The organism is Alkaliphilus hydrothermalis (assembly GCF_016908555.1).
Classification (GTDB): Bacteria; Bacillota; Clostridia; order Peptostreptococcales; family Natronincolaceae; genus Alkaliphilus; species Alkaliphilus hydrothermalis.
Genome location: NZ_JAFBEE010000010.1, coordinates 15,386 through 29,900, shown reverse-complemented (window position 1 = coordinate 29,900; position 14,515 = coordinate 15,386). Strand labels below are relative to the sequence as shown.

The window sequence follows — 14,515 nt, the reverse complement described above, 5'->3', positions numbered from 1 at the left end:
ATTACTCAACACAATCACCCTTTCTAATTTTGTGCCTATCCATCTGAATGTAAAGTGGGAGACGACCTAAATTAAGTCGCCTCTCCATTATCCCTCTATTTACTTACCATTTTCTACTAGAGCTTCTGCATTATTCTTTTCATAATGCTCATAGCTCCATTCAATCCAAGATCCATCATAGTTTTTAACATTTTCATATCCTAATGCTTGAGTTAATACAAGTAAAGTGTGGGCACTACGAACACCCGATTGACAGTAAGGGATAATTTCTTTGCCCTCAAATGCACCATAAATTTCCTTTAATTCATCTAAAGACTTTAGTGTTGTATCTTCATTAACTGATTGTGTCCACTCGATCCATACAGCACCAGGAATTTTTCCAGGACCGAAAGCTCCTTTTTTCGTTGAACTACCATCTTCTTCATCCATTGCTCGTGTATCTAATAAAACAGTTTCTGTATTTAATGCCGCAACCACATCTTCAAAATTTGCGATCAGTGCTTCACTTGCTTTTGGTGCCTTATAGTTTGTTGCCTCTACCACTGGGGCATCGCCACCTGTTGAATATCCTGCTCCTACCCAGGCATTTAAACCACCATCTAAATATCTAACGTTCTTATGACCCAGTAGTTTAATTTGCCACCATAGTCTTGCAGCATCATGATGAGCATTAGATGCATAAACAACAATTGTTGATTTTGGTGTTGCACCATAGCTAGAAAGAATTGCTTCTGTTTCTTCAATGGTATTTCTCATTCCTTCATACTCATAGGCACCCTCTTTTGCTGAATAATCATCTCTCCACATTGTAAATGAACCTTCAATAGGTGCATCCCCTGTTTTAGGATTTAAAGACCCGATTACAACAACATCCTTACCAGAATCCATAAGATCCTTTAATTGTACAGGTGTGATAAAGGCATCTGGGTTTGCATACTCTGCAATTTTTTGACCTTGCTCTGTTGCATCTACAATTACCTCTTGAACTCCAAACATTTGCTTAAAGCCATAGTACCCTCCACCTGCAAGTACAACTAGGGCCAATAGAATAATCATTAAATTTTTACCTTTCATGAAAAAATCCCCCTCACTTTTTATGTTATTTGTTAAACTTTTTACAATCTAATTGTATAATAAAAATAATTATTATGCTAATAAATGTTCCTTATGGTGCATAATCCTTTCCTATATTGGTTAATATTTTAACAATGTTTTGTATATTTAAAAATCATTGATTATAATTATGAAGTTAACCTTCCAGTACCTGGATTGTATAGCTACATTACATATTTTATAACTAAATAATCATTATACTTAATAACGCGTAACAAAAATTACATTGGTAGGTGACAAAAAGAACTAGCGTACGCCCCGGCTAAGCAATACGCAAGGGTGCTAGTTCTTTTCAGTGACGAAGAAGTGGGGTTCAACAGGCTAATCTAACAAGAACTTTACCAGTATCTTAGACCCCACCCAAGCCCCCACGAACATAAAAAGAGCAAACACCCATCCATGTAGTGAAAAGGATGGTATGGCGCTAAAATACCCACCAATATTACAACCAAAGCTCAACCTAGTTCCGTAGCCCATCATTATGCCACCCAGCAAAGCAAAACCAAATTGTTTCTTGCTTTTTATTTTTTTCCATTTGAACTCCGAAGCCAAAAGAACAGAGATTAAAGCACCCAAAATAATAGCTAGATTCAGTAGAATATATGGATTTGATAAAAAAGTTTCACCGGTTTTGATATCTATATTTTTATAGGTAGTAAAGTAATACCACTTCGATGGTTCTAAACCTATTTTTTCTAGAATATATGCCCCAATAGAAACAATGCCATTGGTTACTCGCCACATTCTACCTGTCTTGTAAAACAACAGAATGTTCAAAGTAGCTAGCATCACAGCTCCAGTTCTATAGGACCATGGATTTTTAAATATTTTATTATATATTTTCAATCCCTCTCCCCCCCCCTAATGTATCACCATATTACTTCTGCTTTTCAATAAAAATCTCCCATTGCCCTTCGGTAATTTCAATATAATCCACATGATGCCCCTGCTTTTTTACCCATTCAACTACATTTATAATTGAGCAATTATGGTCTGTTTCTAATATTAATAAATCCCCAACCTTCATTTGTTGAAGCTTTTTATGGGCCTTCAGCAACGGAATGGGACATGCTTCATACAAACAATCTAATCTAAATTCTGCCATATTAACCTCCAATATCACATAGACATAATGCTATTTTTTTTGTCATACCAATCAGCTAAAAAGTACAATAATAATAAAATAATGACTTGTCCAATCGTTGCAAATGGAAAACCTACATAATCTGGTATAAAGATGGTAGGAGCATTAGAAATCAGTATTTTATCCCAAAACTCAAAATGCCATGTTCCAAGAACTGCTCCCATCATAAATCCAAAAAATACCACTATCTGAAGTAAGAATCCTTCTCCCATTCTCATAAGGAATCCACTGGCACAGCCTCCAGCAATCACCATCCCTGCTCCAAATAAAACTGCTCCTATAACTGTATGAATCCCTACTGGATGAACCTGTCCCATAGATCTAATCCAATCTAAACTCTCGCTTCCACCTGATGATGAATACTCAATTGCAACGAAACCTATAGTAGAAATAATGAGTGCCAAGAGAATCGCCTTTAAAAGAGCTGTACTCCCTACTAATACAGGGTCCCGAAAGCTGGCAGCAAAACAGAATTTGGACCTTTGTAATGTAACCCCTATCAATATCCCTATAATCCAAAAAGTACTATGATTAGTACTGATTTGTAGACTCATAGCGTATATTACTACTGCTAACACAATACATATCATCCCATAGGGCACCTGATTACTTCTTTTTTTAAATTGCCCTTGTCTCTTAAGCTTTAACTCTTCTATGGCCTTCGACATAGCCTCACCCCTTTAATCCTTGTATATTTTTTAACATGTTTTACTTATATTTAATCATAACAATTTTTTTTATTTAAATGCAAGTAGTATTTAAACTAATTAGTTAACAATTATACCCATTGATTAAGTTCAGACCAAGCTAAGAATTATCTGTTTAGCACGATAATTATATTCCATAAATCCTTTAAGAAAAATTCTATCTCATCTTCTTCGTCATAGATTAAAAAAGTTTTATTTTCATTCTCATCGTCTTCAACCAGTTGAATAACTTCATTAATATTATTCTTAATATGAATTAAATACACTATTTGCAATGGTTCCTCATGATTAATCCTTGATAGGATCATATTGGATTCTGGTATTTCAAGACTCTCATTTAGACATATTAAAAGGAACTGAGCGTTGGACTCATGATTAATACATCCGTAGCCTTCCATAGGACTAATTTCTAGTTGCTCTACTTCAAATCCGTAATTCTCTATATGTTTTAAGACCATCTTGTTGCTCATTTACACCAAGCTCCTTTTTTATAATTTGATAATACTAGAAAAGCATATACTAAAGGCATAGATAGGATTTTTCTATGCCTTGTCATTATGTTCCTTTGTTTTTATTATACCAGTTAGTCCATCTTAAATCATTATCCTGTCCTTAATTTTTTTCGAGCTATATATTTGACCTATAGTATCTTTGATAGAATCCCTTGATTTTCAAATACGAGTTCCATAACAATTTTGCAAGTTTCTCCAGTGACCCTAGTGCATCTTTCTTTATGCTCCTTTGAACCAAACTGATAATCTTTAATTAAGACTCGACAGCATGCACTGCCATTCTTTTCTCTAAATCGATCATGAAGCTCTTTAGAAAGCTTCATAATTTTTTTATTACTCCCCCCTGCTTTTTTTCTTCCATAGACAAGCCCTAGGGCACACTGCCCCCCTGTAATGGCCCCACAGGTACAACCTGCTCCCCCCATACCAACAGGGAAACCTGATGTCAGCCTTATATATTCTTGAGGCATACCACAATCTAGCACTTCATTTACTGCCGCTAGTACCGCTTCAGAACAGAGGTATTTTCCTTTTTTATAATAGCTTTCGGCTAACTCTACTGCTTGATTTATCATTTCTTCTGTAATCTTTTTCATATTAATCCCCCACTTTATTACAATGTTATTTATCCTCGTCTCTATTATAATCATTTAGCTTGATTAGTTGAAATAGAAAAAATTAATACATTATTTACTTTGTATTATAAGAATATAAAAAAATGTTAGAAGTATAAACTCCTAACATCCCCTTAAATCATTTCATTTGGCGCGCCTTGAGGGATTCGAACCCCCGACCTTCAGATTCGAAGTCTGCAACTCTATCCAGCTGAGCTAAAGGCGCATATTCATATTATATAAAAAAAATGGCGTACCCACAGGGATTCGAACCCCGGACACTCGCCTTAGAAGGGCGATGCTCTATCCAGCTGAGCTACGGGTACATATATATTTGGAGCGGAAGACGGGATTTGAACCCGCGACCCTCGCCTTGGCAAGGCGATGCTCTACCACTGAGCCACTTCCGCAGATATGGCTGGGATAGCAGGACTCGAACCTGCGGATGACGGAGTCAAAGTCCGTTGCCTTACCGACTTGGCTATATCCCAATGATAGAAAAAATTAATAATTTACAATTAGTAATTAATCATTTTAATAATATAACTAATAACTATTCATTGTTCACTATTAATTAGATTTTTTATGGGGTGGATAATGGGATTCGAACCCACGCATGCAGGAGCCACAATCCTGTGTCTTAACCGCTTGACTATATCCACCATATAATTTTACTTCTTTAAAAGCAGTGGCGTACCCACAGGGATTCGAACCCCGGACACTCGCCTTAGAAGGGCGATGCTCTATCCAGCTGAGCTATGGGTACATATTTGGAGCGGGTGAAGGGAATCGAACCCTCGCGGTCAGCTTGGAAGGCTGAAGTTCTACCACTGAACTACACCCGCATGTCCTTGTCGCTGTCAGCGTGTGCTGCCTGACATTTAACAATTTTATCACCTTCTACAGATTATGTCAAGTAGTCCTTTCAACACTTTTTCGACATCCTGTTGGAGCAACGAAGATTATTATATAAAATTATTGGTGGATGGTCAATGGATGTGATGCCTCACTATATATCCTTAACGTAAAATAGCCTTTATATACTGGCTATATCTCTTATTTTCTTAATTATTTAGCTTGGATGTTGATAAACGATCTCCAATTAATCTATTTCAATAAATTCTACCTTTGTCTCTCCTCCTAAATAAATCAAGGCCATACTCCTCTTGGAGCCACCTCTGGGCTCCGATACACTACCTGGATTTAATAAAATCATCCCCTCTTCCATAACAAAGACAGGATGGTGGCTGTGTCCGAAGATGACTATATCAGCCTCCACCTCTCTCCCCCTATAAAAAATTGTATTAATGTTTCTTTTTACATCATATTGATGCCCATGACAAATAAAAAAACGTTTACCTGCAATAACCTCAATAATCTCAAACTCGCCAGCATGGTCACAGTTTCCCCTTACCCCAATGGCTTTAACCCCATACTCCTTGACGATCGCCTGTAAATCTCCGTAATGATCTCCAGTATGGATAATCATGTCCACATCTTTTAAAAGTTTCATTGCTTTTTTTATATATTGCTGGTGATGGTGGGTGTCTCCCATTACTGCTATTAGCATCCTATTTCCCCCCCAGCTTTTTAGTTAGAGCCTCCTTTAATTTCTTCAAAGCCCTTCCCCTATGGCTCATCTGGTTCTTAATCTCTGGCCCTAACTCTGCAAAGGTCTTGTCATATTGGGGAACGATGAATAACGGATCATAACCAAAGCCACTTTTCCCCTTTTCCTCAAATCCAATCTTACCTTCACATTCACCCCGTAGCACGATTTCATCTCCATCGGGGAATACTGCCGCCATGGCACAAACAAACCTTCCACTTCGTTTTTCTTGGGGAACTCCCTCTAAAAGACCCAGCAGCTTTTTATTATTCATTTCATCAGTGGCACCTTCTCCAGCAAAACGGGCAGAGTAGATTCCTGGTTGTTTGTCAATGTAATCCACCTCCAGCCCTGAGTCGTCGGCAATGGTAAACATACCCGTCTTTTCCATTACCGTTCTAGCCTTTATCAATGCATTTTCCTCAAAGGTTTTACCATCCTCCACTATATGTAGTCCCTCCAAGTCCACATCCTTCATGGATTTGATCTGCAAGAAAAAATCCTCTAGTATCTTTCCAATTTCCTCTAGTTTGTGTTTGTTTCCTGTTGCCACAACTGCAATATTCTTTTCCAATGGGATTCCCACCTTTGTAATAATTTTATTAAAGCCCTATTTCATCAGCGATGGTACCTAGAGCTTCTTTTTGGTGTCTAATCAATTCTTGGTTTCCTATTTCTCCAAGACGTAGCATTTCCATTAAATCTTCATAGCTATAGGGAGCTTCTTCTCCTGTTCCCTGCACTTCAACAAATTGTTTTTTATCGGTCATTATAATGTTCATATCTACCTTTGCATTGGAGTCCTCTTGATAGCAAAGGTCTAACATATGCTCTCCTTCAACAATACCTACACTAATGGCTGACACCATACTTTTAATAGGTAGTTTCTCAATCTGTCCCTTTTCTTTTAGCTTGTAGAAGGCATCAACTAAGGCTACAAATGCTCCCGTAATAGAAGCTGTACGGGTTCCTCCATCAGCTTGTATTACATCGCAATCTATCCAAATGGTACGCTCTCCTACTGCACCTAGATCCACAATAGACCTGAGAGCTCTACCAATTAACCTTTGAATCTCCTGCGTCCTTCCATCTACCTTACCTCTAGAAGACTCTCTTACCTTTCTAGTCTGGGTGGACCCCGGTAGCATTCCGTACTCAGCAGTAATCCATCCTTTTCCAGAATTCTTTAAAAAGTGGGGTACACGATCCTCTATGGCAGCTGTACAAATCACCTTTGTCTCTCCCATTTCAATCAGTACAGAACCGTCAGCATTTTTAGTAAAATCCCTTGTGATCTTAACTGGTCTGATTGCGTCATTCTTTCTTCCATCTATTCTGCTCAAAATATCCCACCCTTTCATTTTTAAATCTTGCCTTAGTTAGTTTTTTCATTTAGTATTGTATCATACTTTCCATAATTATGCTTATTTTCTCTTTAGATTTTAGCTATACTTTATCTTTCTCAGCTATGTTCTTCCCTATTCGCTTTTGAAGCAAAATAAAAAACCTAGAGAGCCTATACAAGAGTATAGTTTCCAAGGTTTTTAATCTTTATCTTATTTCTTTGTATTGTTCTTAGTATTTAATACTCGTTAGAGTAGTTTGGTAAGTTTAGGTTAACTCCCTCTGCCATTTCAATCTCACTACCAGAAGAAAGGATTCTGATTTGTGCGATGCTGGGCTCTACTTCTTTTAAAGTAAGACCGATTTCATTAACTAAGGATTGTTGTATATCCTTGTTGTCAGGTATTCTATTGATTTCTTCTGAAAAGTCTATGTAGGCAATTCCATCCTTAACAAATACATCGTTTACAACTACGCCTTCTGGTAATTCGCTATATAATCCCATGCCTTCCGGTGCTCCCTCTAGCAATGCCACAAGAACAGTTTTTATATCGGCTTTGATAGCTTGAACAGACTTGGTTACAGGTACATAGTGGCTATCCAATCCATTTCCAGAAGTCTTGTAGTAAACCACCACTGGAACTTCACCATCATTAATTACGCCAGAAAGGTTGATGTTTTCTCTTTGTAAAGGCATATCTATCCTTGAACCAAACTTCAACTTATTCTTTACTTGACCATTTACTAAGATTTGAACTTGATCAATGGCTTCAAATTCTGTCAAAGTATAAACAAGGGATTGAAGCATAGCCTTTTCTTCTACTTCTGTTTCGTACTCCAATAGGGCATCGTCAAAGTCCACCTTACATAATCCTTCGCTAATAGACATCCCTAAAACCTCAGTACCCTCTGGTAGGATTGGTAACAAGCCATCTGAAGCTAATTCCTCCCTGATTGCAGGACCATCTACTAAATGTCTTAAGGCACTCTTAGCAATTCCTTCTTCCCAAGGTATTCTCTTCATTACAGGAATAATCATCCCTTGATCATCACGGAAATATAAAACTGTTTCCCTTGCATCTTCTTGGATTTCTTCCTCCAAGACTATGCTCACATCAGTCGTATCATCATCCCCTAGTAGCGCAGAAAGGGGATTTGAGCACCCAGTAATCATCGTTACCATCAATAATACAACTAACCCATAGAACCATTTGTACTTTTTCATGAAATATGTCCCCCCATCATAAAGTCCCTCCAATGTTACAAATTAAGAAGGCTTTTATATCATTATATTAAGGGAGGGGTTGTTCTATTCTTCATTTCTTCTTGCTTCCTCTAGTAAAATATCCGCCCCGTATCGACCTTGCATCCATAACAGTGATAAATGCATTTTTGTCATGCTTGTCTATGACATCATAAAGCTTGGGAAGATTTTTTCTAGTTAGGGTAACATTGATAAGATGTCTGATTCCCCGTCGTCCATATCCTTCAAAAACTGTAACACCAAAACCTTCATCCCTTAAGGTTTCCACTAGCTTCATGACATCGTGCTCAGTGATTACTTGAACAATGATATTTCCCAATGCCATCTTTTCCTCCAAAAATACCCCCATATAATTACCTGTTGCAAAACCGAGGGCATAGACGATGATATTAATGGGGTTGTTTAGACCCTCCAATACCTTTCCAATAGCTAAAATGTAAATGATAATCTCAAAAAAACCAATGAGGGCCGCTTGCTTTCTTCTCCCCCTTACCACCATAATCATCCTTATAGTGGCCATACTCACGTCCGTCAATCTTGCAAAAAAGATGAATAGATAACCCAAAATTAACTCCATATTCCCCCTCCTATTCCATTTTATATTTTATTATATTCTACAGTAATTTATATTTTAATCATAGCAGGCTAGTAAAAAAACCTCCATCCCACATGATTTTAATATGATCACAGGTCTGGAGGCGATTAGTCTGATATTAATTCTGATATTAAATATACAACTTGTTTACTAGCTATTCGTAATACTTTACAATAGCCTTGAATAGGGCTTCTGCTGATTTTTGACGATAGGCATTTGTGGCTAGTTTTTGTTCTTCAGCAGGATTAGTTAGGAATCCAAGCTCTACTAACACCGCTGGCATTTTTGTCTCTCTGGTCACATAAATTTTCTCCCTAGGAACGATTCCCCTATTTACTCCCCCTAGATCTTCCACCATAGCATTTTGGAACAATTGGGCTAATCCTTTATTGTTTCTTGGGTCATCAGGGTTAATTTCACTTGGGTAGTATAGCGTCTCCAGTCCTTCTGCCTTGGTACCTGAAAAAGCATTTGCATGCACGCTGACAAACAGATTTCCGTTTAATTGATTTGCAACCCCTGCACGATCCTCTAGGGTGATATAATGGTCGGTTGTTCTAGTCATGTATGTTCTAAATCCAGCTTCCCTCAATAGTTTATTCAACCGATGGGATACATCTAGTACGACATCTGCTTCCTTTAGCTTTAATTTAGGAGAAATAGCCCCTGGATCAGTCCCCCCATGACCTGGGTCAATAATAATTAGAAACTCATGGTATTTATTTTTATTCTTAAGTTGTAGCTCTAAATCCTTTGTTGTCTCTGGGGTAAGCACCGCATGCTCTACCTCCTCCGACACCTCCACAAGTACTCGGTAATTATCATTTGAAGTAGTGGTGTCAACTTTGATATCTTTAATCATGTAGTCTCCAACTATTATATCGGAAAAGTCCAATGGACCATTTGACTTTGGCACCAAGATTTCCAGCGTATTTGAGTTTGGCAAACGAGTAACTTGATATCTACTAATTGCAGTCCCTCTAAATACTAATTTTGATGTGGTATATCCTACTGATTCATAATTTAACCGACTATAGGGTTTCCCCTCTAGGTGTACCGCCAATTGGTTGTTATTCATGACTTCAAAGACTGGCTCTGGATACTGGTCCTTTGCTTGAAGGTCGATTACAACCCTTACAATTTTATCATCTGGCTTATAATGATGATCCGGAGTAAACTGTGATACCCGAATACTCTTTGCCATCTTACTATTTATATCCATCTGATAGTTATTTTCACTCTCTAGGTAGGCATTTTTAATATCCACCACCAATCTCTCAGGATTGCTTAGTCTGATAATATTATAATCTCGAACATTATCTCCTTCAATGACAACTACTTCCTTCAAGTTTCTTGTTTCGGTTTTGATATTTTTTACATTATTGGTAAAACCAATGACCATTTCTCCTGTGGCTTTATCATAATGTACCTTGTGGGTGGCTGTCCCCCCCATTTCTAACACCATTCTTGTCTGTAAATCAGGCTCTGGTTGAAACTGAGCAATTCGAATCACCCTTACTACACTCTCCAGCAATGGTAGTCTATAGGTTCCATCCCCAAGAAGGTTTGTCTTGTCAACCAAATCAAATTTTACTCCTTTAAAATCAAATATTAAACGGGTAGGATTTGGTAAAGATGATTCTGTATATTCTACTTCTTTTGAAGTCTTTATTCTAATCTCTGGGAAGTATCCATTGGTATTGACTCTAATAGCTGAAGCTCTCACCTCTTCAACAGGGGCTACTACAGGTTTTTTATGCTTTAGGAAAACAGTTTGGGTTGTACCATTCCACCCTACCTCTATACCAATGGTTTCAGCTAAAAAACGAATGGGGACCATCGTACGGGCACCAATCAACTTTGGAGGTACTCCATCGGGTAATGGAACCTTCGCATCATTGACTGTTGCTTCACCCTTATCTATTTGTAAAACAATTTTTTGATCTTTAGTCTTTAGGGTTACTTCTTGAGTTGTTTTATTCCATAGAACTTCGGCATCAATGTTTTCCATGATAATTCTTAAGGGTACCAAGGTTCTACCTTCATGTATTATAGGAGGCACGTCCGATTGAATTTCTTGATCGTTAAGTCGCAAGCTGGCTTCCTTGAAGCTCACCATTTTACCGCCCATCTCCAGTTCTATGTACCTGGTATTGGAAATAGCCTCAACACCGTTTCCATTAACAATCAATAATGATAGCAATAATTGAATGATCATCACTATCCCCATAACTCTTTTCATCAGTTAGTCCCCCTTTTGTGGTTTAAGTTTTTATGTCCTAATCATTCTCCTCTATCTCTAATGCCATTTCGACAATATTTTACAATACTACAAAAACCAATCATTTTCAATGTAAATCTCTCCGCTCTACTTATATTTATATCATTTCGTAAAAACTTATGTCAACACATCCCACTATTTGTAATCAACATGTAATAATGACATGAACTTGTAATATCTCTACAATAAAATAGGTCTTTTACCCTAGTCTCCAAGTCTCTATTTACTTTATCCCTCAAAGAAAAACCTCCCCCACATTTATCCTGCGAAGGAGGTAAGTTCAACTTCAACTTCAATTTTATATTACCTTATACAACTCATCTTCCCTAGGTGGATCTAATGGAACTAATTCTCCACCCAATCGTATTTTCCGATTTTCCTCTGTGATGGTGGCTACTTCTGTTGCATCAATCCCCGCTTCCCTAAGGGTTGTTAGTAGCTGATTTTTATTCTCCTGAGAAACCGTCATCACCATCACTCCACTGGAAATCAGTCTCATGGGGTCAATGGACAAACTACTACAAATTTCAATAGTTTCCTCCATGAAAGGGATTGCATCCCCTTCTACGACAATGCCAAGTTCAGAAGCCTCCGCCAGCTCCCATAATGCCCCCAGTATGCCCCCCTCTGTTACATCGTGCATACTGTTGACAATTCCAAGATTTCCTGCCAATACCCCTTCTTTAACAACACTGATATCTTTCCCAAAAGTAATGGCTCTTTCTAGTACCGCTTCATCTATTTTATCCTTTAATATGTCATACAGGTCAGTAGCAATGATGGAAACACCCTCCAGTCCCCCATGCTTCGTCATAATTACAGCATCCCCCACCTGAGCTCCCTTGGATGACACCATTTTAACCTTTGGTTGCTTTCCGATGGCGGTGGTGGAAACAATCATACGATTTACCGCATCTGTAATCTCCGTATGACCTCCTATGATCTCTACATTGATGGATGTAGCTGCTTCGTTGGCATCCGTCATCACTCTTAGTAAATCCTCTTTAGTTGTCCCAACAGGAGCCAGTATGGTCATCATAATTCCTAAAGGCTCTACACCATTGGAGGCAACATCATTACAAGATATATGTATGGCTAAGCTGCCTATGTCCTTTGCTGCCCCTGTTATGGGGTCTGAGCTTAATACACAGACATACTCCCCGAAATCGACTACACCACAATCCTCCCCCACTCCAGGCCGAACCAATACTTCCTCCCTGTGGTGGGTAATATTTGAAAAAATAATTTCCTTTAGAACCTCAGTAGGTACTTTCCCGATTTTCATTACCTGCATCCCCCTCTGTATATCAGATACTAACGGTATTATATCATATCGTCAAAGGGAAAATCCCATAAAAGTTTCTTGAAATATGCTTAAATATCTTCTTTAAGGAAAACACCCATCCATTCCTGTAGGGTCAATACCCGATGGTCAGATATAATGTATAAAATTTCAATATCCTCTGGAGGAATTGAATGAAGGACCAATACTTCTGCATCATATCCCTCTTTTTGGTCGTATCGTTTTTGTAGATTATCCTTAAAGCTTAAAGAACTCCCCCAGTAGTCCCTGATTAATTCAATGCCTACATTATTAATGTAGGCATTAGCGGAATCAAATTGAGGGATTTCCTTTAATACAAAGGGCTCATAAAGTTGGTTCGCCCTATTTTCATTGGCGACCCAGCATTTCTCTTCATCTATTCTTATTGCCAATACCACAGAATGGGAATGAAAAAGGGGTGCATTTCGATAGTTCATGGAGGCAAAAATTGCCCGGCTACGATTGACCCAAGTAGGAATTCCCTCATGCCTGTGGTGGTCTAGAAACTGATGAAAATCACAATATTTCGTCCTATAGGTCACCTTATCATCGTATTGAATTCCTTCTTCAATAATTTTTTTTAAATCATTGATGGTGGCTATGTGATAAACCACTCCTGTTTTGGTATAATCTTCAAAAAACATTTCATTTCTCCTTACATTCCTATATTTCAATCATCCATAGGTTTATCTATTAAGTAGCAATAATTTCAATGTATTCTATAATCCAATCCTCACACACTATCATTAGGAGGTGGCTCATATGATTACTATTCACTGTAACAATCCCTGTGTTTATGAAAATGAAGGAAATTGCACTTTGACTCATGTAACATCGGTGTCTCAACCCAGCCACAAGAGCTGTGCGTATTTCAAAAATAAAGCAGAGAAAATGCTACAAGAGGATTCCAAATTATTATAGGCCATTCCACCAAGCAATATGTATTTTTAGTTCAAAATCTACTTAACATGAAAAAGCATGTATCTTCGGCTAACCTCGGCGGATACATGTTTTTTCTTAATAAAGAGCACTGGCAACCTTTCCTACTCCGGAGATTTAATTTATTTTTTTATAAAAATGTGCTAAAATAAGTACAGTACAGTATTATATAAAGGAGGGCTTCAATGAATCTCAAAGGGACCCAAACGGAAAAAAATCTATGGAATGCTTTTGCTGGTGAAAGTCAAGCTAGAAATAAATACATAAGTTTTGGAAAAAAAGCAGTGGAGGAAGGCTATCCGGATATAGCAGACATATTTCTTGATACTACCCAACAGGAGGAAGATCACGCACTGGATTTACTTAATTTTTTAAGCGGTACCCATGACACCCTTACAAATCTACGTCATGCAGCAGAGGGCGAACATTATGAAACAGCTACCCTCTATAAGGAATACGAAAGAGTGGCTCGCGAAGAAGGTTTTGAAGCGATTGCCGAGTATTTAAAAAATCTAAGAATTATTGAGGCAGAACACGAAAAGAGATACCTTGGTTTAATGCAACAATTGAAAAAGCAACTTAAAAAGTAAGATCCTATGTTAGAAGCCCCTTTAGAACTTCTAACATAGGTCTTTTTTTATTTACTCTATATTTTATCTATATTTTATCTTTTATCTATATTTTACTCCTCTATGTGTCTATTTGCTTCCTAAATTACTCCCTACTTATTTCCTATTGCCAAGTCACCAATTTTCACCTCCTTCATAATATGTATTACGATAGTAAACCCCACATTAAAGGGAGGTGTTGTTATGTCAAGTTGTAATCCAGTAGCCGGTATCTTTGGTGGAGAAAGTAGCTTATTATTCTTCTTCCTATTACTAGTGATCATCTTCTGTAACTGCGGTTTATTCGCAGGATTTGGTGATGATTTACTATTCTTCTTCCTATTGCTAGTAGTATTATTTGGAGGACCTTATTTCTGGAGATAGTCCCAGGGACTAACGAGTAGAAATGAATTGCAAAAAATGGCGTACCCCTAAGGGTATGCCATTTTTTGTATTTTGCA

General features: G+C 37.8%; 15 protein-coding genes, 7 tRNA genes and 1 pseudogene. 3 read left to right on the top strand and 20 right to left on the bottom strand.

Features of this window, described 5'->3' with window-relative positions:
• Window positions 1–99 precede the first annotated feature (99 nt).
• The 20 genes and pseudogenes from JOC73_RS08520 to JOC73_RS08420 all read right to left on the bottom strand — a co-directional run bounded on the left by JOC73_RS08520 (window position 100) and on the right by JOC73_RS08420 (window position 13,151).
• Window positions 100–1,074, bottom strand: a complete 975-nt coding sequence (locus JOC73_RS08520) for a sulfurtransferase (RefSeq protein WP_204402070.1) — start codon at window positions 1,072–1,074, stop codon at window positions 100–102.
• 360 nt (window positions 1,075–1,434) lie between these two features.
• Window positions 1,435–1,959, bottom strand: a complete 525-nt coding sequence (locus JOC73_RS08515; protein ID WP_204402068.1) for a YeeE/YedE thiosulfate transporter family protein — start codon at window positions 1,957–1,959, stop codon at window positions 1,435–1,437.
• A gap of 31 nt (window positions 1,960–1,990) precedes the next feature.
• A complete protein-coding gene (locus JOC73_RS08510; RefSeq protein ID WP_204402066.1) occupies window positions 1,991–2,218 on the bottom strand; it encodes a sulfurtransferase TusA family protein in 228 nt (75 codons plus the stop codon).
• Between the two features lie 14 nt (window positions 2,219–2,232).
• Window positions 2,233–2,925 carry a YeeE/YedE thiosulfate transporter family protein gene (locus tag JOC73_RS08505; RefSeq protein WP_204402064.1) on the bottom strand — a complete coding sequence of 231 codons (693 nt, stop codon included), beginning with the start codon at window positions 2,923–2,925 and terminating at the stop codon, window positions 2,233–2,235.
• Window positions 2,926–3,071: 146 nt separating this feature from the next.
• Window positions 3,072–3,434 (bottom strand): hypothetical protein, encoded by a 363-nt coding sequence (locus tag JOC73_RS08500; RefSeq protein ID WP_204402062.1) that lies wholly within the window; start codon window positions 3,432–3,434, stop codon window positions 3,072–3,074.
• 170 nt (window positions 3,435–3,604) lie between these two features.
• Window positions 3,605–4,072, bottom strand: a complete 468-nt coding sequence (locus JOC73_RS08495) for a C-GCAxxG-C-C family protein (RefSeq protein ID WP_204402060.1) — start codon at window positions 4,070–4,072, stop codon at window positions 3,605–3,607.
• A gap of 167 nt (window positions 4,073–4,239) precedes the next feature.
• Window positions 4,240–4,316, bottom strand: a tRNA-Arg gene (locus tag JOC73_RS08490).
• Window positions 4,317–4,339: 23 nt separating this feature from the next.
• Window positions 4,340–4,416: transfer RNA gene (locus tag JOC73_RS08485), tRNA-Arg, on the bottom strand.
• 9 nt (window positions 4,417–4,425) lie between these two features.
• A tRNA-Gly gene (locus JOC73_RS08480) sits at window positions 4,426–4,500 on the bottom strand.
• Between the two features lie 5 nt (window positions 4,501–4,505).
• Window positions 4,506–4,581, bottom strand: a tRNA-Gln gene (locus JOC73_RS08475).
• A gap of 95 nt (window positions 4,582–4,676) precedes the next feature.
• Window positions 4,677–4,752: transfer RNA gene (locus tag JOC73_RS08470), tRNA-His, on the bottom strand.
• Between the two features lie 27 nt (window positions 4,753–4,779).
• Window positions 4,780–4,856, bottom strand: a tRNA-Arg gene (locus JOC73_RS08465).
• A gap of 5 nt (window positions 4,857–4,861) precedes the next feature.
• Window positions 4,862–4,935, bottom strand: a tRNA-Gly gene (locus JOC73_RS08460).
• A 257-nt stretch (window positions 4,936–5,192) separates the two neighbouring features.
• Window positions 5,193–5,660, bottom strand: a complete 468-nt coding sequence (locus tag JOC73_RS08455; RefSeq protein WP_204402058.1) for a YfcE family phosphodiesterase — start codon at window positions 5,658–5,660, stop codon at window positions 5,193–5,195.
• Between the two features lies 1 nt (window position 5,661).
• Window positions 5,662–7,042 (bottom strand): annotated as a pseudogene (gene rph / locus JOC73_RS15515) (ribonuclease PH).
• 239 nt (window positions 7,043–7,281) lie between these two features.
• The gene (locus tag JOC73_RS08440; protein WP_243427903.1) at window positions 7,282–8,268 is read right to left on the bottom strand and encodes a GerMN domain-containing protein; all 987 of its coding nucleotides are present in this window, start codon (window positions 8,266–8,268) and stop codon (window positions 7,282–7,284) included.
• A gap of 91 nt (window positions 8,269–8,359) precedes the next feature.
• Entirely contained in the window at window positions 8,360–8,884 is a 525-nt protein-coding gene (locus tag JOC73_RS08435) for a DUF2179 domain-containing protein (RefSeq protein ID WP_204402052.1), read from the bottom strand.
• 172 nt (window positions 8,885–9,056) lie between these two features.
• The gene (locus JOC73_RS08430) at window positions 9,057–11,144 is read right to left on the bottom strand and encodes an N-acetylmuramoyl-L-alanine amidase (protein ID WP_204402050.1); all 2,088 of its coding nucleotides are present in this window, start codon (window positions 11,142–11,144) and stop codon (window positions 9,057–9,059) included.
• Between the two features lie 337 nt (window positions 11,145–11,481).
• The gene (locus tag JOC73_RS08425) at window positions 11,482–12,468 is read right to left on the bottom strand and encodes an AIR synthase family protein (protein ID WP_204402048.1); all 987 of its coding nucleotides are present in this window, start codon (window positions 12,466–12,468) and stop codon (window positions 11,482–11,484) included.
• Window positions 12,469–12,557: 89 nt separating this feature from the next.
• Window positions 12,558–13,151: a DarT ssDNA thymidine ADP-ribosyltransferase family protein gene (locus tag JOC73_RS08420; RefSeq protein WP_204402046.1), complete on the bottom strand. Its 594-nt coding sequence runs from the start codon at window positions 13,149–13,151 to the stop codon at window positions 12,558–12,560.
• Between the two features lie 118 nt (window positions 13,152–13,269).
• Between JOC73_RS08420 and JOC73_RS08415 the strand changes: the two genes are divergently transcribed.
• From JOC73_RS08415 to JOC73_RS08405, 3 genes are all read left to right on the top strand, one after another.
• Window positions 13,270–13,428, top strand: a complete 159-nt coding sequence (locus JOC73_RS08415) for a hypothetical protein (RefSeq protein ID WP_204402044.1) — start codon at window positions 13,270–13,272, stop codon at window positions 13,426–13,428.
• A 203-nt stretch (window positions 13,429–13,631) separates the two neighbouring features.
• Window positions 13,632–14,036, top strand: coding sequence for a rubrerythrin family protein (locus tag JOC73_RS08410; protein WP_204402042.1), 405 nt, complete (start codon window positions 13,632–13,634; stop codon window positions 14,034–14,036).
• A 222-nt stretch (window positions 14,037–14,258) separates the two neighbouring features.
• Window positions 14,259–14,438, top strand: a complete 180-nt coding sequence (locus JOC73_RS08405; RefSeq protein ID WP_204402040.1) for a hypothetical protein — start codon at window positions 14,259–14,261, stop codon at window positions 14,436–14,438.
• Window positions 14,439–14,515: the final 77 nt, after the last annotated feature.